A 25,655-nucleotide genomic window follows, 5' to 3' on the forward strand; every position below is an offset into this window, starting at 1 on the left:
GTTGATAAATTTGTCGAAAGCACAGCATGTCCTGTAGAATTAGCCATTATAAAAGTTTTCATCCTTTTTTATTGACATGATCACAATTCAGCAGGTTACTCTCACACGCGGCAATAAACAATTGCTCGATAAAGCAAGTGCAAGCTTACATGAAAAACAAAAAATTGGTCTGATTGGGCAAAACGGCTGTGGAAAATCCAGCCTATTTAGTCTCATTCTTGGTGAATTGACGGTGGATCATGGTGAATGCCAGATCAATACTCATCTTCGCATTAGTCATTTATCCCAGCAATTGCCGGACAGTACCGTATCTGCTCTTGAGTTTGTTCTTGCCGGCGACGAAGATTATTCTCGTATACAGCAGCAATTGAATGAGGCAGAAAAAAATGGTGATGATAAAACAATTCTTGTCTGTCATGAAGAATTAGCCCAAACGTCGGGATACAGCAAACCGGCGCAGGCAGCCACGATCATGGCCGGACTCGGATTTAGCAATGAAGAGCAATCCTTACCGGTTAACCATTTTTCAGGCGGCTGGCGAATGCGTCTCAGCCTCGCCCGATGCTTAATGAAACCCGCTGATTTACTCTTGCTGGATGAACCAACCAACCATTTGGATATGGAAGCTATTTTCTGGCTTGAGCGCTGGCTCAAACAAAGCCCGTGCAGCATTATTCTCATTTCTCATGATAGGGAATTTCTTGATGCCGTTGTATCCCATATTTTACATATAGAGCATCAAAAAGCCATTTTATACAGCGGAAACTACAGTCGTTTTGAACAAACGAGGGCGGAAAAACTGGCTTTGCAGCAAGCACAATACGAAAAACAGCAAAGCAAAATAAAGCATATGATGTCTTTCGTCAATCGTTTTAAAGCTAAAGCAACTAAAGCCAAACAGGCACAAAGCCGAATCAAGGCAATAGAAAAAATGGAACAAATTGCTCAAGCACAACTGGATTCTCCTTTCTCCTTCGAGTTTTACCCTTGCCCAAAAGCTGGCAAACCTTTAGTAAGCTGTGAGAAAATGGGTGCCGGTTATTCTGAAACGATTATTTTAAAAAATATCAGCCTATCTTTAAATCCTGGCGATCGTATCGCTTTATTGGGGCCTAACGGAGAAGGCAAATCAACGTTTATAAAAACATTAACAGGAGCACTTAGTCCTCTGTCTGGAACAGTTTACCGCAATTCCAATTTAACCATTGGTTATTATGCTCAACATCAGTTAGAAGAACTCGATGATCATTTAAGTCCAATGGAAACCATTCAGTTACTGTCTCCAGAAGCCAAAGAACAAATTATTCGTGATTTTCTGGGAAGCTTTAATTTTATGGGCGATATGGCCGTGCATAGCATTCAGCATTTTTCCGGAGGTGAAAAAGCACGTCTTGCCCTTGCCAAACTGGTTTGGCAAAAACCAAATCTGTTATTATTGGATGAGCCGACGAACCATTTGGATTTAACCATGCGTTCTGCCATCGAAATTGCTTTGCAAAGTTATGAAGGCGCCTTGATCCTAATATCCCATGATCGACATTTATTACGTACGAGCGTGGATGATTTCTATCTGATTTATCAACAGAAGGTTCAACCATTTAAAGGCGATCTGGATGATTACTATCAATGGCTGCTAAACAAAAAACATGCGTCATCTTCTGACCAGCCGCCTACGATTTCAGCCAACATGGAATACAAGCAGAGAAAAACAGCGCAAAACCGCCTGAAAAAACTGGAACAAATCATTGAGGTCCATCAGGCTAAACTTCAAAAACTTGAAACTATCCTGGCTGATAATGAGCTTTATGAGAACACATATCAGATGGAATTAAATCGCCTGTTAAATGAAAGACATTCGCTTCAGCACACATTAAACCAGGCGGAAAGCGAGTGGTTAGAGTTAATGACAGAGCTTGAAGAAAACAGATAGCAAGTAACCTGTCTATCAGGTATGTCTCCGGCTATAAATTGTGGTCATTTGTTGAAAAACCATAAAATAATCATGATCAACAGGCTAATAATAATGCATGTTGTCACGGGAAAATAAAAAGTAAAATGACCCTTACGGAAAATAATATCGCCTGGCAAACGGCCAAAACCAATTTTTTTAAGTATTGGCCAGGCTAAAGCCAAGAGGATGAATACAATTCCTAAAATGATCAGTAATTTCTGCATTTTTTAAATAAGCCTTAGATTTCATGAACAAAACTTTTCACGTTCGGCATCAACTATGTTTTTACGTTTTGTAATAATTTCCTGGCCGCTTCCTGTTCTGCCTTGCGTCGGGTACTTCCTTGACCGGTTGCACTTTTTTTTAATTCGGGAACAGAAGCTTTAATATAAAAAACCTGATTGTGCTCTTCCCCCTCTACAGAGATCAATTCATACACCGGCAATGCCATTTTATAAGCCTGAAGATATTCTTGTAATTGTGTCTTAGCATCTTTAAGGCTTTCATTCAAACTGGGATCATGTAATCTTGAACGATACAATTTCAAAATGACGCGTTCAACCGCATCCAGTCCACCATCAAGAAACACCGCGGCAAAAATGGCCTCAAGACTGTCAGAAAGAATTGAAGCACGCCGAAAGCCACCGCTTTTAAGTTCTCCCTGACCCAGTTTAAGATAATCGCCAAGATGAATTTCCAGAGCAATTTCCGCCAGTGTTTCTCCTTTCACTAAAAAAGCACGTAGCCGACTGAGCTTGCCTTCGCTTTGTTCAGTAAAGTGTTTAAACAGCTGATGGGCGATGACGAAATTGAGAATGGAATCACCTAAAAATTCCAAGCGTTCATTATTGATGCTGCCAGCACTTCGGTGTGTCAAAGCCTGTTCAAGATAACGGCGATTCTTAAAACGATAATCTAAATGCCTGTATAAAGGACTTAAATCAGTCTTCTTTTCCAATGCGAACCTCTATCTTATCTTCAAAATTAAACAATAAACTAATATTGGACACGAGAGGTCGGGTTACTTGATAGTTAACAGTTACTACATAAGTGTGCATCCCTTCTGGCTTGATTTGAACACCATCCTTCACGACTTCATCCACACCATTGACATAAAATTGATGATTCAGCCTTTTCTTTAAAACATGAACATTCATTTCAGTGCTTAGTCCAAACTCTGAAGGCGGTAATTGATTCATTGAGCGAACAGAACTAATGACTGAATGATGTTGAATATATACTGGTACGATACGCATCAGCACAATACCCAATATGATCACTGCAGCGGCGATAATTAACATGCCAATTAACGTCATTCCGTGTTGTTTACGCATCCATCAACTCCTTTAACGAATTACATGTCCTATCTGAGACCATCTGATACTGCCTGTATGACTGTTCCAGCTCATCCAGACAAGAAAGGCTTTGCCTCGTAAATATTGATCAGAAACAAAACCCCAGTAACGGCTGTCAGCACTGTCATCACGATTATCACCCATCATGAAATACTGACCTTTGGGCACTTCTATATCAAAATCAACCGATGGAAAATCAGGACGAATATAAATATCATGCTCAACACCATTAATATTTTCCCGATATTTAGCCACCGGCTGCCCTGAACTTTCATCCGTCGTGTATTCAATAAAAGTTTGTTTGGCTTCTTTCCCGTTAATGGTTAATACCTTGTTATGATAGCTTATTTTATCTCCACCCACACCTATCACTCGCTTGATATAGTCATAGGATGGATCCGGCGGCCAACGGAATACAGCAATATCCCCTTTTTTAGGCTTGGATACAGGTAGAAATTTATTTTCCAGCACCGGCAAACGCAAACCATAAGCAAACTTATTCACAGCAACAAAGTCACCTACCTTTAAGGTAGGCTCTAAGGAGCCTGAAGGAATACGAAATGGCTCGACAAGAAAAGAGCGTAACAGAAGAACAATAACGAACACAGGAAAAAAGGAACGTGAATACTCAATGATTTTATTCGGTTTTTGATCAGCTTTCCGCCTCTTGGCCCAGAAAAGCACATCTAACAAGTAGATAACGCCACTGACAAGGGATAAAATAACTAATAAAAGAGCAAAATTCATACATTAATTCCAATGATCACTTTTTTCTATCGGTTTGAAAAACAGCCATGAAAGCTTCCTGAGGAATTTCAATCCGACCCACCTGTTTCATACGCTTTTTACCTGCTTTCTGTTTTTCTAAAAGCTTGCGTTTACGAGTCACGTCACCACCATAACATTTGGCCGTTACATTTTTTCGTAAGGCTTTCACGGTTTGACGAGCAATCACATGATTGCCGATAGCTGCCTGAATGGCCACATCAAACATCTGGCGCGGAATAAGTTCGCGCATTTTATCCACCAGCGCTTTGCCTCTATTATAGGCCAGATCACGATGAACAATGGTAGCCATTGCATCCACTCGTTCGCTATTGATCAAAATATCCATTTTAACCAAATCGGCTTCCTCAAATTTAAGAAAATTATAGTCTAAGGAAGCGTAACCACGGCTGACTGATTTTAATCGATCAAAAAAGTCCGATACCACTTCGCTCATGGGTAAATCATAAGTCACAGACACCTGTCTTCCACTGTAAGCCATGTTGACCTGCACTCCCCGCCGTTCGACGCAAAGTGTAATGACCTGGCCAAGGAATTCCTGAGGGACCAGAATATTGGCGCGCACAATAGGTTCAAACATTTGTTTGATCTGAGGTGCTGGCGGTAGCTGGGAAGGATTGTCAATCAGTAATGTTTCTTCCTTATTGTTAATCACCTGATAAACCACAGTTGGAGATGTGGAAATTAAATCAAGATCATATTCCCGTTCCAGACGCTCCTGAATGATTTCCATATGCAACATACCGAGAAAACCGCAACGAAAGCCAAAACCGAGAGCCTCGGATGATTCAGGCTCATAAAACAAGGAAGCATCATTAAGGCTTAATTTGGCCAATGCTTCGCGAAAGGCTTCGAAATCATCTGCAGATACAGGGAACAATCCAGCATACACTTGCGGCTTAACCCGCTGGAAGCCAGGCAAAGGCTTAGGGGCTGAATTTTTCTCCAGTGTCAGTGTATCGCCTACAGGTGCCCCTTGGATATCCTTGATACCTGCAATAATGTAGCCGACTTCGCCGGGGAATAGTGAATCAGTCTTGGAACGTTTGGGAGTAAAAATGCCGACTTCATCCACTTCATAAGCACGTCCTGTTGACATGACGCGCATTTTATCACCTTTACGTATTGAACCATTCACAATACGTACAAGGGAAACCACCCCCAGATAACTGTCAAACCAGGAATCAATAATCAATGCTTGTAAGGGGGTCTCGGCGCTGCCTTGTGGCGGAGGAATACGATTTACCAGCGCTTCCAGGACATCATCCACACCCAAACCACTTTTAGCACTGACGAGAATAGCATTATGAGCATCCAGACCAATAATGTCTTCAATTTCCGCCATAACACGCTCAGGCTCTGCCTGGGGCAAATCAATTTTATTTAAGACTGGTAACACCTCAAGAGATTGATCAATGGCCATATAACAAACAGCGACAGTCTGTGCTTCCACGCCTTGTGCTGCATCGACCACCAGTATAGCGCCTTCACATGCAGCAAGAGAGCGAGATACTTCATAGCTGAAATCCACATGTCCTGGGGTATCGATAAAATTAAGCAAATACGTTTTTCCATCACGTGCCTTATAATTCAACGATACGGACTGTGCTTTGATGGTAATTCCCCGTTCCCGCTCAATGTCCATTGAATCAAGCACTTGTGCCGCCATTTCCCGTTCGCTTAATCCACCGCAAAGCTGAATAAAACGATCGGCTAAGGTTGATTTTCCGTGGTCAATGTGGGCTATAATTGAAAAATTACGAATTCTTGTTAGATCTCTCAAGACAATAATCACCTGCAAATTGTAGCATTTTAACTTATTTTATCATGGCCAGAAAGTAGAAATGGCAAGGATTTCATTTCAATTTTCTTAACCACTCAGACTTTAAATCTGCTAAAAAAAGATAATTCCAGAAAAGATAGTATTAAAGGTAAACGAAAAATCGCCGGATGGGACAACTCTTTTTTAGAATATTTGCTCACATTGGTTAAAAATTGAAGCATGTAGGCCGTGGGACTCTAAAATCGCAGTTAACATTTGTTTAAGAAAAACCGTATATACTTTCGTTAACGATTTTTCTACAAATTGGTAAATTATAAATAATGCCATAGGAGCATATTATGCGCACTAAATTCGAAGAGGAAAAAGAAGCAGCAAAAATGAGATATGAAGAACTGTTAGCTGCATTAAATGCAATGAATTTGGCTCATAAAAACCTGTTATTTGAAATAAGTCCTAATCAAGTTCTTTTTGATCAAATGTATAAAAAGAACTCTGTTACTCCGCTCTATATTGAATTTAAATCAAAAAATACAGGAGCCACCTTTACATTGGAGAATAAATTTTTTCCCCATAGCTGGGTAATAACTATACCTGAAGACGCAACAAAAGAAGAAAAGAGTTGTATGAGAGATGTAATGTTGGAAACCATTGCTCATCCTAAAGCTGCCCATAAAGATTATGAACCTAAACTTATAGCGCAATTCTCTGAAGATACTCCTGAAGAAGAAATTTTTGAATTTATTGAAGCTGCGCAAACAAAAGGAATAGAAGTAGCTCTATTTATTGGAAAAAAATCTGATTTTGACAAAATACATGAAATTCATTCGCAAAAAACAAAAGAACTTATTGCAGCTGGGAATCATGAGAAACTTCCTGGATGGAATGGCTTAATGAGTGATATTCAAAATAGTGTAGGTGGGATAAAAGGGGAGGAAATGATAGAAAAATATAAATCAGAAAATGGGAGCTCACTTGGATATCGTTAAAAATTAAACAAGTAAATTCTCGTTATTATCAATAAAATTAAACCGCGCCAGCCGACAAGCTCTTTCCTGTAAACCAGCTTACTGAGATATTTGCTATTACACCTAAATTTATCTAACATTTATTTTTTAGTTTCAGAAGGAAGCATTATGTACCGATTGGCGCGACTCTCTTTATTGTCTGTCCTTTTTTTTCTTATTTCTCTCCCCTCTCAGGCCAATCAGTTGTTGACTCAAAGAAAAGATGTTCAACAGTTTATTAATGAGAGGGTAAAGCATGATGGTTTTAACCGAAAGGAATTAACGACCATCTTCAACAATGTTCAGATTCAGCCTCAAATTATCGAATCAATGGAAAAACCTTATGAAAAGAAAACCTGGGATGTATATAAAGCGCTTTTTTTAACCTCTCAACGAGTGAATGAAGGATTGAAATTCTGGGAAGAAAATCAAAAAACACTGGAAAAAGCGGAAAAGCAATTCGGTATTCCTGCCCATATTATTGTTGCCATTATTGGTGTAGAAACTTTGTATGGTAAACATCAAGGAAACTATCGAGTCATCGATGCCCTGTCCACACTTGCTTTCAATTATCCTAAGCGCTCCAGGTTCTTTAAAAAGGAATTAAGAGAATACTTGCTTCTTTGCCGTGAAAACAATATCTCACCTGACAAATATTTGGGGTCATACGCCGGAGCAATAGGAAAACCGCAATTTATGCCAAGCAGTTATCGTTTTTATGCGGTGGATTTTACCGGAAATGGGAAAATAGATCTGATTAACAGCAATGAAGACGTGATAGGTAGTGTAGCAAATTACTTCCGTAAACATGGCTGGAAAATGAATGAAGGAGTGGTCCAACTGGCTAAAGTACAGGGGAAAAAATATAAAAAAATCAAAACAAATAGCAAAAAAGCCAATTACACGCTCAAAAAATTAATGAAGGCAGGTGTAAAACCAGAAACAGCAGCGTTAAATCTCCCTTCTAAGGCCGGACTTATAGAATTGATAACTGATAATGGAAAAGAGTACTGGCTTGCCTATCCAAATTTTTACGTTATTACCCGTTACAACACAAGCCCTCAGTATGCTTTAGTGGTTTATTTGTTATCACAACAGCTTAAATCTCAATGGAAGCTTGCACACATAAGAAAAGCGCATGCCTATGCATAGTATTTTAGGGCTCTGAATATGCCAACTTGTTTTTTGTTCACCAAATATCTGAATGATAATGGATGCGTCTGCTTGAGGCTAGATGATGATGGTACAGTGGAGAGCCCTCCAGAGCAACGAAGTTTCGAGGCTATCCGGGCGTTGCAGATGAATGCCAGAACCCTCATTGTAGAAACAAGCGAACATGCCAGTCTATTTGAGGTTGATTTGCCCTTGCTGGGTGAAAAAAAGGCTCGTGCTGCTATACCTTATGCACTGGAAGATGAGTTGGCACAAACGATAAATAGCTTGCATTTTGCCTTTGATCGTCAATTTTATCGTCGCCATCATTATCTTGTGACTGTAATAGATAAAGAAAAAATACAGTGGATTATGCACCGTCTGCAAACGCATGAGATAGAGTTTGAGGCCATTACTTTGGACTGGTTTGCCCTTAACGCCCATGAAATGTGTATGACCGAAGATACACTGCTGATTAATCAGCCTGATTTTAAAGGTGCGCTTCCCACCGAACTTGCCGAAATGTATCTAAAAAACAGCTCATTTGTAAAACATTTCATAAAGAGCGAAGTGCGGGGAGACACTAATACGACAGCAAATGAGGAGGCAAGCACAATAGAAAATGAAACTTTCTATTGTTTTAAAGATTCAAAAAAATTACCGCTTACACTTGAGTATGAACAAGTTAATGAAACGTCTGTCTGCTGGATTGCAAAAAGGCTGCTAAAATTACCCTGGATTAACCTCTGCCAGGGAGAAATGCAACTGCGGAATCAAACACCGCACTTAAAAAAAGGATATCAACTTCTTGGCGCTTTAGCTATTGCCTGGCTCATTACCATGATAAGTGTCGACCTCATCAAAGTTCACATTTTGAACAAAAAAATCCATGCCGTCGACCAGGAAATTGCTTTAATTTATAAATCATTTTTTCCCGAAGCTAAACAGGTGATAAGCCCCAAGTTTCGTATCAGCCAGTTGTTAGGAGCCGATGACAGTTCAAAGCCCAATCTCTGGTATTTGCTTGCTAAACTGTCTCAAGCCATAGAAAACAGCAAAACCACGATTGAAAAACTAAGTTATCAAAATAACAGTTTATCTGTGACCATCACCAGTCCCAATTTTGCTGAGTTGGAACAGCTGGAAAACCAGCTGCAGCAAATGCAGCTCCACGTTAATCAAACACAGGCAGCCACCCAGGACGATCGTGTAATAGCCACATTGGAGTTAACATGAAAAATTACTGGAGCGGCTTAAATGAGCGCGAGCGCTGGATGGTAGGCATAGCCGGCATATGCTTAATCGTATATTTGTTTTATCTATTGATTTATGCACCACTTAAAAACTCCGTGATAGAAAAATCAACGCAACTGGTGGAAAAAAAGGACACTGTGGTGTGGATGCAACAGGCAAAAAAACGTAAATATTCTACAATCACCCGAAAAACGATTTCAAACAGCCAGCTACTTACTCTGCTTTCCGACCGGCTTAAGGCTGACAATCTGCAAAAATATAATCATCAGATAGAACAGACCGGCGCTGGAGATATTCAGTTAAGTTTTAATGAGGTACCTTTTAAAGCTCTATTGCAGTGGCTTGAAGATCTTAATAAAAATTATGCCATGACCATTAAGCAGTTGAATGCAGAGCGCAGTGAAACCACAGGAATGGTCAAGTTGACATTAGTCATTAGTGCAGGCAGCTGATAGTTATTAACAGGCTGCTCTTTACTGTGAGTGCCTAGAGAAACCTAATTTTGTTTAGCCGATAATTTTCTTGTATCATCCAACACTTGTTTACCATAAACGGCAGAATTAAATAAATCAATCACACTGGCAAGTGTTTGACTGCAATATCCCAGATAAGCCAATGACGTGGTTAATCCTGCACCTTCATCTATTCCCATAGCTCCGGCAAACCCAATAGCAAACAAAGACACTCCTAACAGCGTTTTCATTCCACCTGTTACCATCCCCATGCGACTGTGCATGGAAGGATCACCGTTTTTAAAAAACATATAATTACCACTTAGCAACAAAGCACCTGAGCCCAATTGGAACATACCCAACATACCGTTTTCATTTTCTACCTGGGCCTGCAGCACATTAATAATGCTGGGACCAAGAATTGCCATTGCAGTATTAAATTCCTTAACGCCACCAAAAAAATCAATAAGTTTGTTAACTAAGTTTTTACCAGGCTCATGAGCCTGCTCCAATTTTTGCATGGTCATCTCTTATCCTTTCAATATTTAGCTTTTTTAAGTTTTGGAAAGTTTGAAACACAAGATTTTAAATGAAAACGATTCGGCAATAACAAGGGTGTTTTTAAATCTTATTTGATAGCCAGCGCAATATGCACTGGCTATCAAATGCATCTTTCATCATAATTATAAGGTGCTCCAGTTCATTTTAATTAGCGATTAATATTACCCTGGACTGTACCCCAATTTCTTACTTTGGCATTTTGCTTTATTTCAGGAGGCAAAGAATCCAAGGCTTTTTTAGCAGCTTGATAGCTATCATAAGTTCCATATAAACCCTTATAATGTGTTTTACCACCACGAGTATATTCAACTTCTGCCCGACGATCATTCTGCGGTGTGCTTTGTAACTTGCTTGCTACACTGGATGCTTTCTCATCATCAGCCACTTCAACGGTGTATCCCATAGGATTCTGACTGTTTACCCAGTTTTTATCTCTGTTTTTATGTGACGAAGGAGAATGATATTCACCCACATGATAAGTGTTTGGTACAGAAACTGGCTTATCCGATGCATCCCTTGCCTCATAATTGGAGCTGGTCGGTTGTCGACCCTCAGGATAAAGATGCGATTGACTGTAACTATAAGGCTGATAAACAGTTTGACTCTCCTCAAACATCGATGTGCATGAAGATAAACCAGCAACACAAAGACTCATAATGATAAGCTTATTTTTATGATTCATGGCATTCCCCTGTCCTTTATTATTTTTGTTCAACCATTGGTAAATGATTTACAATTATCCTGTTATTTATTATGACTGGTTTTCAATGTTAATAGCAAATACTACAAAAAATTCAGTAATCTGAGTATCATCCAATTATAGCGGTATTCTACTTAAAATCTTTAGCACTCGGATTCTGCATATAGAATATGGTATAACAGTTTAAAAAATTGAGATCACTATCTCATCAAGGTAAATATTATGTGGACCCACAGACGTTCAGGCCAAACGAACCAACGAGGCAATCAGGATCATCGTGATCCATACGAAAGGGATCGCACTCGTGTCATTCATTGCGCAGCCTTTCGCAGACTGCAACGTAAAACACAGATTTTAGGTACTGGTGAAGGTGATTTTCATCGAACTCGTTTAACTCATTCTTTGGAAGTTGCTTCCATTGGCCGCAGTATTGTGAGGAATCTTGCCGTCAATCCAACATTTAATGCTTTAACTGGCCTGCTACCGAATGATGATTTAATTTCCGTGATTTGTTTATTACACGATATCGGTCATCCACCCTTCGGGCACGGAGGAGAGGTGGCTTTAAATTTTATGATGCGTCATCATGGTGGTTTTGAGGGCAATGGTCAGACACTGCGTTTGCTCACAAAAGTAGAAAACAGTTATGGACACTTTGGCCTTGATCTTACTCGACGCGCTCTACTTGGCATTTTAAAATACCCGGTCAATCGGCAGAAAGTCGTTTGCACTAAAATTCCTGAGGTTCAAAACAATTTCCATAAAACCATTCGCATCAATGACTGGCTACCCCCCAAAGCTTATTTCGACTGCGAACAAGCGGAGGTTGACTGGTTGCTTGAAACACTCAGCGAAGAAGATAAAAAACTCTTTCAGACTTTGGAAAGGGTTCCGGATGAAACCCGCCATGGAAAAACCGCTTATCATAACCTTGATTGTTCTATCATGAATACCGCTGATGATATAGCTTATGGCGTTCATGATCTGGAAGACGCTATCCACCTGAATTTGATAAATCGCGAACAGTTAGACAGCCGAGAGTTTCGTCAATTACTTGCCGCCAATTCGCTCGCTGTGAACGAGGACAAATTCCTTGATTTGATGTTTGCCTCTGAGGCTTACTTACGTAAACAAGCCATTGGGGAAATGGTCAATTATTTTATCACAGCTACTGAAATCAAAATCAGTCATGAAAGTTTTGAAAACAAACTGCTTAAATATAACATCACCCTCCATCCGGAAGCTCGAGAATTGCTGGATTATCTTACCCAATGTGTCTATGACAATGTTATCGACTCACAAGAAGCCCGAACTTTTGAATATGGTGGACAAACGGTCATCCTACGTTTGTTTGAAGCCATAAGTTCAAACCCAACCAGTTTACTGAACATGAAAAATAGAGTTCTATATCAACAAGCAGAGGAAATAAGCGAAACAGCCGCCTTCAGGGTGATTTGTGATTATATTGCGAACATGACGGACGAATACGCTTACCGCATGCATGAGCGATTATTCGGATTTAATACAAGAACCGTATTTGAAAGGCTATAAGCATGGCTGGCGTCCCCAAGGGGATTCGAACCCCTGTTACCGCCGTGAAAGGGCGATGTCCTAGGCCTCTAGACGATGGGGACCTATTCAAAACTCTCTAATTGATGTATTTACACTTATGATGGCGTCCCCAAGGGGATTCGAACCCCTGTTACCGCCGTGAAAGGGCGATGTCCTAGGCCTCTAGACGATGGGGACCCAGTAAAATATCTTACCATAGTAAGACAACGTCATTCTATGGTGGAGCTAGGCGGGATCGAACCGCCGACCTCTTGCATGCCATGCAAGCGCTCTCCCAGCTGAGCTATAGCCCCGTAGAGAGAAGGCAAGTTTAATGAGAGGTCTTTCTACTGTCAAGGTTTTTTTGTAAAAATTCCAGAAGGCGTGTGTTGCGTCACATTAACCTAACCCGATAAAACATCCAACAGGCCAAAAAGTCTTCATTGCATCATGATTTTGAATTATTCTCACTGGGATGCAGCGAACCAGTTTACTCCATTTAGATTATTTTGGGCCTTATTTCAATGGTAAGGAATTATGATTCAGTATGTCGGTTTCCGTAGATTCCTGCTCCTTGCATGTACTTAAACGTTGCTCAGCTAATAACTGACTTAAATCCGTTTGCTCAATAAGGACTTTAACTTTAACCCATTTTTTTACGCTGCCAGCATTCAAGGTTTTTTCTTTTGCCAACGGTTCTGTCAAAAAACAATCATGGGGAAAATCAGGAAGGGTTTTTTGAAAAAAAGTTAGTGGGATTTTGTATTCATAACAGGGTCGCCATAAATAAAAATATTTTTCCCCATGAGGTAAGAGTAGTTTTTTTAACTGTGTGATGTCCTTTGAGTAAATGCTCTGGAATAATTGATAAGCTGATATATCTCCTTTCTTCAAAGCGTCCTCAAGATCAGCCGCTTCGATAAATGCCTTCACTACAGGGTCCTTAAAGCAAAATACCCTCCATAAAGCTTGGTCTTGAGACAGTTGATAATATTTATTATTGAGCAAGCCAACTTTGAGCAAGGATTTAATATCAAGATATCTCAGTATGAATAACGCAATCTCATCAGGTAAATTACCAAATAAATTGTTCGTATTTTTCTCATCTTCAATTATTTCTTTGCCCTGACCCATCTTGCTAACCCTCTCCTTCAGACACCACCTTCTTTACCATTTTATAAATTATTTAACAGTTTGTTAACTATTTATCAATAGAGTTGCGTGTTATAATTTGAACATACTGTTTCTAAATTACTCATGTTACGCACAATCGACTTTAACGAGCCATATTTTTTAACTCCTGCATAGCAATTTGGTTAGCCCTGAGTATTAATTTGTACTTGATGGCAAAGTGATTCAATTTTGTCTTTATTTTCATCATTTCCAGTTTGCAGTATGCAATGATTGCGGCAAAGATATGGTTGGATTGTGTTTTAACCGTACGGGTTGGAGACTTGTTCAGGCTTGCATTTTGTTTAATTGACTTGTGATACTCTTCAATCCGCCACCGTTTCTGGTACACTTCATAAAGACGTTCGGCACTGCTGGTCATGTCATTAGAAACGAGATAGAGAACCCCTGTAGAACCATTTTCGTTTTTGAAAATTTTCTTCAAAAGCCTCACTGGGAAGTCTAATCCCTTGAGATAGACTGTGTGGGCTATGTCCTCTTCAAGCTCTAATTCTCTGACTTTTGTGTACCGTCCGTTGTTGGCGTCGTTTTTGGATAAAGCTAAGGTTCGATTAGATTTAATCCCAATAATAAACGATTTTTGAAGGTCATTATGGATGTAAGCCATATTGGCCTTCGAGCCAAACCAATTGTCCGCAAGTACAAAGTCAAACAACACATGATTACTAACCGCTTGTGCGATAAGCTTGCGAAAAAGTTCATTTTTAGTCGTGGATGACTTTCTGCGAGCTTGCCTTGTTTCAATGTCACAAAAAGCAACGTCTTTTTTGATAACTTCATAACCAACAGGAACACTGAAGTCACCATACCGAACCATGCAGGTCAGGATATTAATCCCTTTGACCACATCACCTTTAGCATGGGAATAATGCCAACAATTAATTTCATTCTCATCCGTGTAAGGCTTCTCCTCAATCGAGTCATCCAATAAAAGAACACCGTCTGATGCTTCACTCTCCCTGACTGACTTCTTGACATAATTCCAGAGCGCTTTGGAACCAAAATCTTGTAGTCGTAAAAATCGTGTCACCTTGTCGTGAGCAAATTCACCATCCAACATCTCCGATAAACCTGTAGCTGTTGCATATTTATTCTGGCAAATCAAATAGTCACTATAAATATCAAGCATATCCATTAAATCTTCCTCCCTAAAAATCAGGGATGAAATTTTAATTAAATTTCAGGGAGCAGCAAGGTTTAGTGCGTAACATGAGTAAATTAATACAATATTATAAAGTGGCGACAAGATGAAAGTAGATAAAATTATAGAATATATTGAAGATTTTATAGCAAACAAGCTGAACAAAAAATCAGATATTGAGAGCTTGGAGTTTCATTTATATGTTATCAAGTCCATTCTCAAAGAAAGCAAAGTAGGTGGTACTGAAGAAAATATTGCTAAAATTCATGAGGCTTTACACTATATTGAAGGAATTAAAATACAAACCAAACCAAGCTTCTTTAGTGATGGAAAACTAACAACCATGGAAGAGCTTTTGCTATCGCATGGGGAAGTTCTTCTTCCGGAGCATGATAAATCGTTTTTACCCTTAACTGTTTTGCACTATAATCCAGCTCCCTTACCTGAAAAGCATCATAAAATCTTTGGAACGATTCATGCAAGCTTAAGGTTTTATTTTAAAGAACATCTTCAATACGAAAGAGATGAAAGCAACCTAAAGTCCAACAAATTTCCCAAGGCTGCCTGGAGTTTTTCTTATCTTCCTGAGGAAGACGAGGAAGAAATCCTTAATCAGCCCATTGGAAAATGGCAAAATCTACTGATGATGTTATCCGATACACCTAAAAAAGCGTATGTTGATTTTACACGCGATACCAGTATCCTTGGCATGGTTGGGAAAACAGAGAATGACGTAGACCGTTTACTGGATTATCTCATCTTTTTATCTGATTATAAAGAAGAAGAGAAAGCCATGCTCATGGGATGGCTCCAAAACAATGGCGGGCAGGAAAACAATCGTTTTATTGATTTATTATTAATGTCCGGTGAATATACTCACGGCGTGCTCACTGATAACTGCTATTCTCAATGCCTCTTAATGGACTGGTGCATTGAAAACGGTAAAATCGTTTTCAATTGCGATGTTATCAGTTATACAGTTCAGATTAATGGTGAGTTAAAAGCAAATGACAAGGGAAGCTTAATCGTAATTGAACCTGAAGAAATGAAAACAAGGAGCACTCCTATACTGCGTTTTCAAGCAAAAATTCAGCTGGAATTAACTGAAGATAACTTACTTGTGAAGCCCACTATGGTTAATTTAAACGTGACAAGTTTTACGAATGATTTGTTTTTGCCTGAAAAAAAACCGACTGTAACATCCACTCTTTAAAAATATTTTGATAAGTAGGCTTGAGCGAATGGATTTCCTTTTAGCACCACAAATATCTATCCGTTCTTTTTTCTTCGATGATTTTTTCAGGCTTATCTTTTGCCGTAGCAAAAATTTGGATGATGCCTGCTTTGTTCATTGTCTGCCGCCACTTGTCCTTTGAACTATCCACCATGCCAAAAGCAAAGTCGTTATTATGGCTAAAAAGAGGCCATAATAGTGCCATCCGCTAGTTACGACACTTAATGCGTCTGGACTGTGTAATATAGAGAATGGAACAGCCAGAATAACGTCAATCAAAGCAGAGCCGGCCACCAGACCACAGGCAATTAAGGTTCCACCTTGCTTTCTTTTATTTTGCTCATCTGCGGTAATCCCTTTTTTTCTCTTTAATCGCCAATGCACAAATAAAGATATCATCCCGCCCAGAAAAAGAGGAAAAGAGGAAGCAAGCGGTAAATACATACCTATAGCAACACCGAGAATAGAAATCCTGATAAAGCGCTCCAGACGAAATAATCGATTGAAAATGATGATCAAAAGAATCATACCTGCTCCAATAAACATCATCTCCCAAGGCAAAATGTTACGAAAAACAGCTTCTGTAATGGCTGCCATTAAAGCTGCGGTGGGAGCAGGAAGCGCCTGGGCCGGATCCATACCAGCATGTGGCAACACCCCGGCGATGCCATATACATCAAACAATAATTGCATTACAGGAGGAATCACCAAAGCTGAAATCATCACGCCAAGCAACAACATCAGCTCCTGCCTCCAGGGAGTAGCGCCGACCAACTGACCTACTTTGAGATCCTGAGTGTTATCATTGGCAATAGCACCGATGCCTGTAACGACAGAGCCAATAATAATAGTGACAGCTTCGGCAGCTCGCATTTGTTCTGTACTCAGCGGCAGGGGAATAAGATAATTAATCAACGACAGTAACAGCCATGCAGCAAACAACATTCCAGCAATAACAACTGAGCTACCGGGACTGGCAGTTACTCCTACCATTCCAGAAAAATAAGCCGTAATTACTGAAAAAAGAAAGCCTACAATTAATACATAAATTACACCGCTGAAAACCAAAATCGGTTCTATGTCTTCATCAAAGCCTATGCTCTCGATGGGAAAAATAAACTGAAAAAACAAAAACAGCAGAGCCGCTACAATCAATATACCCATAAAAATAAAAGGCATGGGAATATCCTTGTCCGTACGTGGAAGTTGGATATCCTGATGACTTTTTGCTTCAAAGGCGCGAAAGGATAATTTTATACTGCTTAATAAGGGCTTGAATAATTTCAGAAAGGTCCATGTTCCAGCAAAGAGCATAGCGCCAATGCCAAAATAACGCATTTCACTGTTCCATAGCATCACGGCAGCTTCCTGCGCTGGATATTGCATAATAAATTCGGGATGAAACTGACTGACTATCGGTAAAGCAATTAACCAGGAAATCAAAGCCCCTGAAAAAATACTGATGGCCATTTCATAACCCACAAGATAACCTGCTCCAATCATGGTCGCTGAAAATCCGGCCCCAAAGCCAAACAGAGAACGCTTAGCCACGAACCAGTAACTCCAAGTGTTGGTTATAATTTTAAAGCCAATTTGAAAAAGCTCAATAAGTCCACCGACAATGCCACCTAAAACAATATCTTTAAGCCCCACTTTCTCTGCTGAAGATTTCAATACTTCAGCAATTGCTCTGCCTTCTGGAAATTTTAATGAGTTGTCATTCACCAATACTCTACGAAGGGGGATGGAAAATAACACACCAAGCACTCCCCCAAAAGCCGCGATTAAAAAATTGGTGGTATAATCAAAATATTGCCAATAGCCGATGATGATAAGAGCAGGTATGGTATAAACAATCCCTCCGGCAACGGCTTCTCCGGCAGAAGCTGCGGTTTGCACGGCATTGTTCTCGAGGATGGTCGAGTTTTTAAATAATCGCAGAACGCCCATGGAAATAATAGCCGCAGGAATCGACGCAGATGTCAGCAGACCCAGTTTCAAAGCCAGATAGGCGTTTGACATGGCAAGTAACAGAGTCAGTATAATAGCCAGAACAATACTGCGAAAGGTTAATTCCGGTAATGATTGATTGGCTGATATATAAGGTTTTTCATTCATTAAGAACCCCAGACACTGTTCAGAATGTCAGGCTTTAACATTGTCCGATAAACCGATAATGGGATGGTAACGGTTTGAGGCCCGTAGACGTATGCAGCCACTTGGTATGTATCAAATATAACGACGAACCCCTCTTTTTGAAAATACCATTTCTTATAATTATCCGCTTTGGGCTCTGTTCCTGTCAGTACCCACTGCTTATCAAAGTCCTCTTTAGTCAATAATTTCTTTCGGCTGTAATCTGCAAAAATTTTCAGATAATCGCTGTCTTTTTTAAATAATGTATCCAGAGTAACAAGTTTATTCCTGATAAAATTCAGAACTTCGGTTTGATTATTGGGGTGCGCAGCACCATGATGATAGGTGGAAATCATTAAACGCACACTTAAAACTGAATCCTGTCGATAGGGGATGGCATAAGTAATGGTTAAACCGTTTTTTCCAGGCACATCTTGAGGTAAATCAGCTTCGTCAGACAAACCGCGTATAAATTCATTTTGAATCAATTCTATTTTTTGCTTTATCGTTGAATCAACCTCTTTAGAAGAAAATCCCTGAGGATATTTAATGTCCAGAATATACTGTTTGGTTTCCTTTTGAATGGCTTTTGTTTGCACAGCATTAGCCAGCAAGGATACAGTACATAAAAGTACGAACCCACACGTTCTTAATAAATAGATAGTCATTGTTCTGCTCCTGAAGAAGGATAATCAAAACGATTCACCCATTTTCCTGCAATCATGGTTTCATGAGGAAAAGGAACCGCAAAATGGTAACATAAACTGGCGCTGTCGTTGATAGACCAAAGGTTCAAATCGGCCGTCATCCCTTTTGCTATGACACCAGTCTCTTTTTCAATGCCTAAAGCTCTCGCTGCCTGGAAAGTCACGGCTGATAAAGCTTCCGGAACGGTTAAAGAAAAAAATTGACAAGCCATATTTAACATAAGAAGCAAGGAGGTCGTCGGTGATGTACCGGGATTAGAGTCGGTGGCTACTGCCATACCAACACCTTTTTTCCTTAATAACTCAACAGGAGGCTTACGGGTTTCGCGTAAATAATAATAAGCTCCAGGAAGCAAAACAGCCACCGTACCTGATTGAGACATAGCCTCCACACCGTCTTCATCGAGATATTCCAGATGATCACAGGACAAGGCCCCAACCTTTGCGGCCAATACACTTGCACCTAGATTAGACAGTTGCTCCGCATGGCATTTTACAGGAAATGAATATTGCTCTGCGGCAGCAAAAATTTGTTCTGTCTGTTCCCTTGTGAAAGCAATTTTTTCACAAAAGACATCGACCGCGTCAGCAAGACCGGACCGGGCAATTTCAGGTAGCATATTGTAACAAATATGATCCACATAGGCTTGAGCATTATCTTTATATTCTGGTGGAACGGCATGAGCCCCCAAAAAACTCGTTTTTATTCTTAATCCTGTTAATTTGCCAAGCCGCCTTGCCGCACGCAATATTTTAAGTTCATTCTCCAAATCCAGACCATACCCTGATTTTATCTCAAGGGTGGTCACGCCTTGGTTAGCTAAAGCCATGGCACGAGGCAATGATTGCTCTACTAAATCATCCTCCGCACAATTTCGTGTGCTTTTCACCGTTGACAAAATCCCTCCACCTGCTCGGGCAATTGCTTCATAGCTGGCACCTTCCATACGTAGTTTGAATTCCCTAGCTCTATCTCCGGCATAAACAATATGGGTATGGCAGTCAATGAGTCCGGGGGTCAACAGTTTTCCGCGGCAGTCTTTGATTTTTTTGGCGTTATCCTTATAAAAAGAAGGCAGTTTTTCCATAGAACCACACCATTCTATATGTTCACCAGAAACGGCAACGGCCTGGTCTAACACTTCTGTGCCTTGCGCAGTTAAAAGAGTTGTGTTCAGTAACAGGTGATCACAGGCTGGCATCATGACTCCAAAGGGGGGACTTGATGAGGAGGTTTAAGCCAGAAAGAATGATGTGATGTATCGTATACATCCCATTCTTTGGAAATAAATTCTTTTTCACTCACATCAAGAAGCAGCCAACATAAAAATTCTGCTACAGTTTCCGGAGCTATTAACTTCCCCTTTTTCTTTAGTTCACGGAAAAAATCCTGCTTTTCATTTTCCATATCGGAAGCATGTCGAATCACGGCTTGCATGGCTGTATCTATGATCCCAGGCATTACGCTGGCAATAGCCATTTGTCTTTCCAGCTGCCAGGAACGCGTCAACATGGCAAGAGCCGCTTTGGAAACACAATACGCAGCCCAACCCACCACAGGAAAATAAGCCGCCCCTGAGCCAATATTAAGCACGCGACCTTGCTGCAATTGAGGATATAGCTGTTGAGTGAGAAACATAGGCGCATCCACATTTGTTGCCATGGTCTGTTGCCATTCCTCTACACTGATTTCAGTAATGGCTCCAATCGGCTCGATACGTCCCGCATTGTTGATTAAACCCTTTAGATGAGGATAGTCCTTTAAATATTCAACTACTCTACTGCGACCTTCAGGATCAGATAGGTCTGCATTAAGCGTTTCAATGAGAGAAGAGTATGAAGCGACGTCCATAAGCAATTGCTTTCTCCGTCCAATAATAAGAACCTGGCATCCGCGATCAGCTAAAGCCCAAGAAAGCTCTTTACCTATACCACTGCCTCCACCAGTAATAACGAACATGAGTTCTCCTTATAAACCCTTCACTACAATTCCTCAAAGTACCCTTATTTTAACGCTCGTATAAAAGTTTTTGCTTTTTTAAGGGATAACTTACATGGCTTTACAATCCAGAAGAATCATAACAGAATTTAGGTTAAAGTGGCATATTTAAAAATCTAGACATCTATTCACTACAATTTCAAAATCTCGGGGAAAAGCCAAATGTTCGTTCAAGATATGCCAAAAATGGCTTTTTCGGTAAATTGTGCTGAATAGTTATTATTGTTAGTACAGATGTTCTGCGTTCTGAATACTGAATAATTTTTCATGTTACGCGGCACAGTATTTTTTAGAAGATTTGGATGCTTTTTGGAATTTTAAAGCGCAGTTTACCTGGAGTACATGAGCATTTGAAAATTCCAAAATTGCCCAAAGAAGCAAAAAAAACAAAGCTGCATAACATGAGTGAATAATGTAATCGAGGAAAACCATGAGTCATTTCTTTTCTAATTATCATCCTGCAAATGCCTCTCTCTGGCAAGGACGACAAGATCATCCCGGTGAAGAACGTTATTTCCAGCGTGTGCAATGTCTATCTCTTCTTGAACACCCCTTACCAATGGAGAAACAAACTGTCTTTTTAGGATTCGCAAGTGATGCGGGAATTATCCGCAATCAAGGCCGGCCAGGAGCGAAGTACGGGCCGGATCAAATTAGAACCCAACTTGCCAAACTCGCCTGCCAAAGGTATGGAACCTATCTTGACATTGGAAACATCAGCTGCGAAGACGATAATTTGGAAACAGCCCAGGAAGAACTGGCTAAACTCATCAGCCAATGCCATCAACAGGGACATAAAACCATTGTGTTTGGTGGAGGGCATGAAATCGCCTGGCCTCATTTTAAGGGGCTAAGCCCATATTATCCTAAAATGGCCATTATCAATTTTGATGCTCATTTTGATCTTCGCCCATTGGTTAACGGTTATCAGGGCACATCCGGCACTCCATTTACCCAAATAGCCCAATATTGCAAGGAACAGCAGTCCAGCTTCGCCTATTGCTGTCTTGGTATCCAGCCCCAGGGCAACACTCATAGTTTGTTTGAACAGGCTGAGCAATTAAATGTCTCTTATTTGACCGCTGAAAACATTAATGAAAACAGTCTGGCTTGGCAAACAGCCTTTCTTGATAATTTTATGTTAAATTATGATTATATTTATCTAACGATTTGTCTGGATGTTTTCTCGGAGTGTTTTGCTCCAGGTGTCAGTGCGCCGCAAGCTCTCGGCATTTCACCCTGGCAGGCTGTTCCCTTATTGAAATATATAGTACAAACTGGCAAAGTGGTAAGTGTTGATATAGCAGAGCTTTCGCCACCTTTAGATCCAAGTGGAAAAACTGCTAGACTGGCAGCGATTCTTATCGCAAAATTATTAGAAGTTAACCAGGACTTTTAAAATATGTTGACTGATCTTGTCTTCAACAGATGTGCTCCGGTTTATCCACTGCCTGTAGACATTTGAGCAAAGAGTCGACAACCTATGTACATTAACCCAATGATTACTTAATTCAAGGAGTGTTTTCATGAAAAGACGACTATTATGGAGCGTCCTAATAACCCTGTTTTCTGCATGTATATACGCTGCTGAAAGCCAGACTGAGCAAGATTCCGCTCAAAATACTACTCCCACAGCAGCTCCACAACAACCGGCCACTCCGACGACAACTCCACAACAACCGACCACTCCCACGACCACCTCTCAACAGCCAGGTACAGAAAATCAATCACCTGCCCCAGATACAACGCAGTCTTCAGAAACCGAAGCCTCTACAAATGCTACCGATACACAAAATACCGCAGCCAATCACCCAAAAACAAAACAACCAGCCGTAAACTGCGAATACAAAATACCAGCTGAAACAAAAACCATTGACGATTCTCTTATTTTAACCTGGGCAAAAAATGCTGCCATTCAATCATTTGATTTTGACTACAATTCCATTGACCAGCAAATATCCACTTTAAAAGCCTGTTACACAGAACAAGGCTGGAAGGGATTTAATGATGCTTTGCAAAAATCAGGTAATTTAAAAGCCATCAAATCGCAAAATTTGACCGTCAGTGGTCAGGTTGACGGTGAAGCAAAAATAACCGATGTAAAAGAGAATCAGTGGAAAGTGACTCTTCCGCTGCAAGTGGTTTACCAGAATAATAAAGAAAAATTAACCCAGCTACTGACGGTCAATCTTCTCATTGGGCGAAAAACAACCGGCGATCTGGGCATCATGCAACTGATTGCCATGCCTCGTAAAAATACGACTGGCGGTCAAACTCAATTAAAAACGAATACACAAGCCCAATCAAAGCCGTAAACGGCAGTGATTGGGTTGTTGGCTCATGTCCACAGCCAATTTTTTAACGTCTGTTGACAATTGCTCTATAGTCCCTGCCCGCGGCTTGTTTGCGGTTTAGAGATCTTATGGATGCCCTGGACAAGCCTCGGCACGTAGGCATTTGAGTGAGATTACGAAAACGAATGGTCAACAGTCCCTAGCCGATTTTGGCGAGCACTTGATGTTTGAAGCAGCTTTTACTGAAGTAGATGAGCATTTGAACAGTAAATATTCGCCGAAAGAATGATTTAAAAACTCCGAACTGGGGTTTAAACGACACACACATGTGGTGAGAAAGATATGGATATGCTATGCGGAAAATATTGACTGTTTTTACTGTTTTTTTAATCCTTTTTTCCTTAGAAACTAAAGCCAATGTAATTCAGTATTTTACCGGTATCAGTTATAACAACCCTGCCGAACTTGCTAAAATCAAAAAAAATGAACTTATTTTTGGCGGGACAGGTTTTTATGTGGACGCTCGCTTTCAGGGCAGCGTTCTTAACTTTAACACGGGACAATATGGACAAGGAGTCAATCATACGCGAACGACCAGCTTGCTACCTTATGGGCGCATTGCCCAACGATTTAATGAAAAACTGGTTTTTGCTATCGATGTTACACAACCTTTTCATTCAAATCTGAACTGGGGAGATAAGGCCTTTACTCGCTATGCTGCCACTCAAAACTTTCTCACCGATACGGATTACAGCCCGAAAATTGCCATTGCTTTAAATCAGAAAATACAAGTGGGTGGAGGCATCAATCTCAATTTTTTAAAAAACAATGAGGTCAATTTTGCCCTGCCCACCGGACCTACCACCTTCAGTACATTAACTAACCGTACCTCCGCTTTTGGTACAGGTTATAACCTGGGATTAAACCTGGTACTTACTCAAACGGATTTTCTTGGAGTCGCTTATTATTCAAAAATCAAACAGCGCACTCGCGGTTATAGTCGATTAGCGGGTATGGTCAGTAATAATCATACATTTACTTTTTTTATGCCGGCAACCACTGTTCTCAGTTATACCCATCTTTTTAATAAAAAATGGCTGATGAATGTCCAGGCTTTCTATACTGAATGGGATGCCAATCAATTTGTGCGATTATTTAACACCGCTGCTTCACCACCAAATTTTGTTTTTCCCATGCTGTTTGACCCCTCCTGGGCGTTTTTAGGTGTTGTGCGCCAACAGTATAGTGAGAATCTGGGGTTAAGTCTGATAGGAATGCTTGATATAGGACCTGAACAAGATCATCTGAGGACAATTGTTTTTCCTTCAGACCGCCAGTACTTTATTGGAATCGCCGGAGATTACCAAATTAAAAAAAATACCGTTATTCAGTTAATCTATGGACATGGTTTTTCCAACACCCAGATCAGTAACCGCGTGAAGGTAGATGGACAAACCGTGCCTTTTACCACAGGACCTGTAAACATCAATGCCGATGTTGTGGATTTACGTTTAAAAATTCAGGCTTAAAAGAAGTGGAAAAATTTAATTGGATTGCCGATGACTTCTAACAGCCCAACACCTATGTTGTCAAATGGACATCTCGCCTTACAGCAGATGCGAGATGTCAATCATTATACGGCAGGCTCGCTCTTATCATCAGCATAAGATAGTACAGTGACCTTGGTGCCTATGGTCATGAATTCTTCATTAAGCCATTTCGCAGCGCTAGGCCAGACTCTAATGCAGCCGTGACTGGAAGGAAACGGTGGCACTTCATAAGCAGCATGAATGGTAAAACCTCGATAAAAATACATGCAATAGGGCATTTTTGCGCCACCATTTGACTCTACAGGAAACTCTCCAGAGCGACATTCGGCACCTCTTTTATTATAAATCCGAAAGCTTCCTGTGATGGTTCGGCAAGGCTGTCCAACATCTTCGCAAAAATCTTTACCTCCTGAGCCGCTCCCGGTGAGAATAAGCTTACCTTCTTCATCATAGGCAGCCCAGGCAGATATTTTTGGATCAAAAACAAAATGTCTTCTGCCTGAGGCTTCGATCTGGGTTGGGAAATAACTTTTACCCCGTTTGTCTTTTAAAAAGTATGGCGTGTGATGCACATAACCCGCATCATCTGTAATCAAGGTGGATTCATCCACTTCTGTACAGGCAGTAAGCACCATGCATAGCGTCAGTACGGCCATAAGCAATTTGTTCATAGAACTGATTTCCCCCAAAATAAATCAAATGATTTATTAGGCCGTGTCACGGCCTCAAGATTAAGGTAACTACTCAGGTCGTCCAATTTCTATATTGATTCTCTGTCATCCGTAAACATCAATTGGAGACAGTACTGCCTAGTTACAACCAACATTCTGCACGACTTCTTTTCTGTTCAAGAT

The 25,655-nt window shown here is 40.4% G+C and carries 24 protein-coding genes and 3 tRNA genes; 10 read left to right on the plus strand and 17 right to left on the minus strand.

Annotation, left to right across the window (positions count from 1 at the left end; all coding sequences use genetic code 11):
- Positions 1-76: 76 nt before the first annotated feature.
- A complete protein-coding gene (locus E4T55_RS02785) occupies positions 77-1,930 on the plus strand; it encodes an ABC-F family ATP-binding cassette domain-containing protein (protein ID WP_058501185.1) in 1,854 nt (617 codons plus the stop codon).
- Positions 1,931-1,974: 44 nt separating this feature from the next.
- Here the strand turns inward: E4T55_RS02785 and E4T55_RS02790 are convergent, their stop codons facing one another.
- The 5 genes from E4T55_RS02790 to lepA are packed head-to-tail and all read right to left on the minus strand — an operon-like array spanning position 1,975 to position 5,875.
- Positions 1,975-2,175, minus strand: a complete 201-nt coding sequence (locus E4T55_RS02790) for a DUF2905 domain-containing protein (protein WP_058501186.1) — start codon at positions 2,173-2,175, stop codon at positions 1,975-1,977.
- Between the two features lie 53 nt (positions 2,176-2,228).
- On the minus strand, positions 2,229-2,909 hold the full coding sequence (gene rnc, locus E4T55_RS02795) for a ribonuclease III (protein ID WP_058501187.1): 681 nt from the start codon (positions 2,907-2,909) through the stop codon (positions 2,229-2,231).
- The gene (locus tag E4T55_RS02800; protein ID WP_058501188.1) at positions 2,893-3,285 is read right to left on the minus strand and encodes a DUF4845 domain-containing protein; all 393 of its coding nucleotides are present in this window, start codon (positions 3,283-3,285) and stop codon (positions 2,893-2,895) included. Before E4T55_RS02800 ends, rnc begins: the two co-directional genes overlap by 17 nt.
- 12 nt (positions 3,286-3,297) lie before the next feature.
- Positions 3,298-4,053: a signal peptidase I gene (gene lepB / locus E4T55_RS02805; RefSeq protein WP_058501189.1), complete on the minus strand. Its 756-nt coding sequence runs from the start codon at positions 4,051-4,053 to the stop codon at positions 3,298-3,300.
- A gap of 16 nt (positions 4,054-4,069) precedes the next feature.
- On the minus strand, positions 4,070-5,875 hold the full coding sequence (gene lepA, locus E4T55_RS02810; protein WP_058501190.1) for a translation elongation factor 4: 1,806 nt from the start codon (positions 5,873-5,875) through the stop codon (positions 4,070-4,072).
- 338 nt (positions 5,876-6,213) lie between these two features.
- Between lepA and E4T55_RS02815 the strand changes: the two genes are divergently transcribed.
- From E4T55_RS02815 to gspM, 4 genes are all read left to right on the plus strand, one after another.
- The gene (locus tag E4T55_RS02815) at positions 6,214-6,861 is read left to right on the plus strand and encodes a hypothetical protein (protein ID WP_058501191.1); all 648 of its coding nucleotides are present in this window, start codon (positions 6,214-6,216) and stop codon (positions 6,859-6,861) included.
- A 147-nt stretch (positions 6,862-7,008) separates the two neighbouring features.
- Positions 7,009-8,031, plus strand: a complete 1,023-nt coding sequence (gene mltB / locus E4T55_RS02820; protein WP_058501192.1) for a lytic murein transglycosylase B — start codon at positions 7,009-7,011, stop codon at positions 8,029-8,031.
- An 18-nt stretch (positions 8,032-8,049) separates the two neighbouring features.
- Positions 8,050-9,267 carry a type II secretion system protein GspL gene (gspL, locus tag E4T55_RS02825; protein ID WP_058501193.1) on the plus strand — a complete coding sequence of 406 codons (1,218 nt, stop codon included), beginning with the start codon at positions 8,050-8,052 and terminating at the stop codon, positions 9,265-9,267.
- Complete coding sequence (gspM, locus tag E4T55_RS02830; RefSeq protein WP_058501194.1) at positions 9,264-9,737, plus strand: type II secretion system protein GspM; 474 nt, start codon at positions 9,264-9,266, stop codon at positions 9,735-9,737. Before gspL ends, gspM begins: the two co-directional genes overlap by 4 nt.
- Before the next feature lie 44 nt (positions 9,738-9,781).
- Here gspM and E4T55_RS02835 read toward each other — a convergent pair whose 3' ends face one another.
- Positions 9,782-10,264, minus strand: a complete 483-nt coding sequence (locus E4T55_RS02835) for a hypothetical protein (RefSeq protein WP_058501195.1) — start codon at positions 10,262-10,264, stop codon at positions 9,782-9,784.
- A gap of 182 nt (positions 10,265-10,446) precedes the next feature.
- A complete protein-coding gene (locus E4T55_RS02840; RefSeq protein ID WP_058501196.1) occupies positions 10,447-10,980 on the minus strand; it encodes an SPOR domain-containing protein in 534 nt (177 codons plus the stop codon).
- A 240-nt stretch (positions 10,981-11,220) separates the two neighbouring features.
- Between E4T55_RS02840 and E4T55_RS02845 the strand changes: the two genes are divergently transcribed.
- A complete protein-coding gene (locus E4T55_RS02845; protein WP_058501197.1) occupies positions 11,221-12,549 on the plus strand; it encodes an anti-phage deoxyguanosine triphosphatase in 1,329 nt (442 codons plus the stop codon).
- A 7-nt stretch (positions 12,550-12,556) separates the two neighbouring features.
- On the opposite strand, the gene E4T55_RS02850 is transcribed toward E4T55_RS02845, so the two are convergent.
- The 5 genes from E4T55_RS02850 to E4T55_RS02870 all read right to left on the minus strand — a co-directional run bounded on the left by E4T55_RS02850 (position 12,557) and on the right by E4T55_RS02870 (position 14,875).
- Positions 12,557-12,632, minus strand: a tRNA-Glu gene (locus tag E4T55_RS02850).
- Positions 12,633-12,671: 39 nt separating this feature from the next.
- Positions 12,672-12,747, minus strand: a tRNA-Glu gene (locus E4T55_RS02855).
- 40 nt (positions 12,748-12,787) lie between these two features.
- A tRNA-Ala gene (locus E4T55_RS02860) sits at positions 12,788-12,863 on the minus strand.
- Between the two features lie 202 nt (positions 12,864-13,065).
- Complete coding sequence (locus E4T55_RS02865) at positions 13,066-13,683, minus strand: F-box-like domain-containing protein (protein ID WP_058501198.1); 618 nt, start codon at positions 13,681-13,683, stop codon at positions 13,066-13,068.
- Positions 13,684-13,825: 142 nt separating this feature from the next.
- Positions 13,826-14,875, minus strand: a complete 1,050-nt coding sequence (locus tag E4T55_RS02870; protein ID WP_115325247.1) for an IS701 family transposase — start codon at positions 14,873-14,875, stop codon at positions 13,826-13,828.
- Between the two features lie 112 nt (positions 14,876-14,987).
- On the opposite strand from E4T55_RS02870, the gene E4T55_RS02875 reads away from it, so the two are divergent.
- Positions 14,988-16,094 carry a hypothetical protein gene (locus tag E4T55_RS02875; RefSeq protein ID WP_058501300.1) on the plus strand — a complete coding sequence of 369 codons (1,107 nt, stop codon included), beginning with the start codon at positions 14,988-14,990 and terminating at the stop codon, positions 16,092-16,094.
- 135 nt (positions 16,095-16,229) lie between these two features.
- Here E4T55_RS02875 and E4T55_RS02880 read toward each other — a convergent pair whose 3' ends face one another.
- The 4 genes from E4T55_RS02880 to E4T55_RS02895 are packed head-to-tail and all read right to left on the minus strand — an operon-like array spanning position 16,230 to position 20,918.
- A complete protein-coding gene (locus E4T55_RS02880) occupies positions 16,230-18,233 on the minus strand; it encodes an OPT family oligopeptide transporter (protein WP_058501299.1) in 2,004 nt (667 codons plus the stop codon).
- Positions 18,233-18,919 (minus strand): DUF3298 and DUF4163 domain-containing protein, encoded by a 687-nt coding sequence (locus E4T55_RS02885; protein WP_058501298.1) that lies wholly within the window; start codon positions 18,917-18,919, stop codon positions 18,233-18,235. Before E4T55_RS02885 ends, E4T55_RS02880 begins: the two co-directional genes overlap by 1 nt.
- A complete protein-coding gene (hutI, locus tag E4T55_RS02890) occupies positions 18,916-20,160 on the minus strand; it encodes an imidazolonepropionase (protein WP_058501297.1) in 1,245 nt (414 codons plus the stop codon). Before hutI ends, E4T55_RS02885 begins: the two co-directional genes overlap by 4 nt.
- Entirely contained in the window at positions 20,160-20,918 is a 759-nt protein-coding gene (locus tag E4T55_RS02895; RefSeq protein ID WP_058501296.1) for an SDR family oxidoreductase, read from the minus strand. Before E4T55_RS02895 ends, hutI begins: the two co-directional genes overlap by 1 nt.
- Positions 20,919-21,387: 469 nt before the next feature.
- On the opposite strand from E4T55_RS02895, the gene hutG reads away from it, so the two are divergent.
- The 3 genes from hutG (at position 21,388) to E4T55_RS02910 (ending at position 24,780) form a co-directional block, all read left to right on the plus strand.
- On the plus strand, positions 21,388-22,356 hold the full coding sequence (gene hutG / locus E4T55_RS02900) for a formimidoylglutamase (RefSeq protein ID WP_058501295.1): 969 nt from the start codon (positions 21,388-21,390) through the stop codon (positions 22,354-22,356).
- 127 nt (positions 22,357-22,483) lie between these two features.
- Positions 22,484-23,272 (plus strand): DotI/IcmL family type IV secretion protein, encoded by a 789-nt coding sequence (locus E4T55_RS02905; RefSeq protein WP_058501294.1) that lies wholly within the window; start codon positions 22,484-22,486, stop codon positions 23,270-23,272.
- A gap of 332 nt (positions 23,273-23,604) precedes the next feature.
- On the plus strand, positions 23,605-24,780 hold the full coding sequence (locus E4T55_RS02910; protein WP_058501293.1) for an OmpP1/FadL family transporter: 1,176 nt from the start codon (positions 23,605-23,607) through the stop codon (positions 24,778-24,780).
- Between the two features lie 104 nt (positions 24,781-24,884).
- Here the strand turns inward: E4T55_RS02910 and E4T55_RS02915 are convergent, their stop codons facing one another.
- A complete protein-coding gene (locus tag E4T55_RS02915; protein WP_058501292.1) occupies positions 24,885-25,472 on the minus strand; it encodes a L,D-transpeptidase in 588 nt (195 codons plus the stop codon).
- Positions 25,473-25,655 lie beyond the last annotated feature (183 nt).

The sequence above is a fragment of the Legionella israelensis genome, from assembly GCF_004571175.1.
Lineage (GTDB): Bacteria > Pseudomonadota > Gammaproteobacteria > Legionellales > Legionellaceae > Legionella_D > Legionella_D israelensis.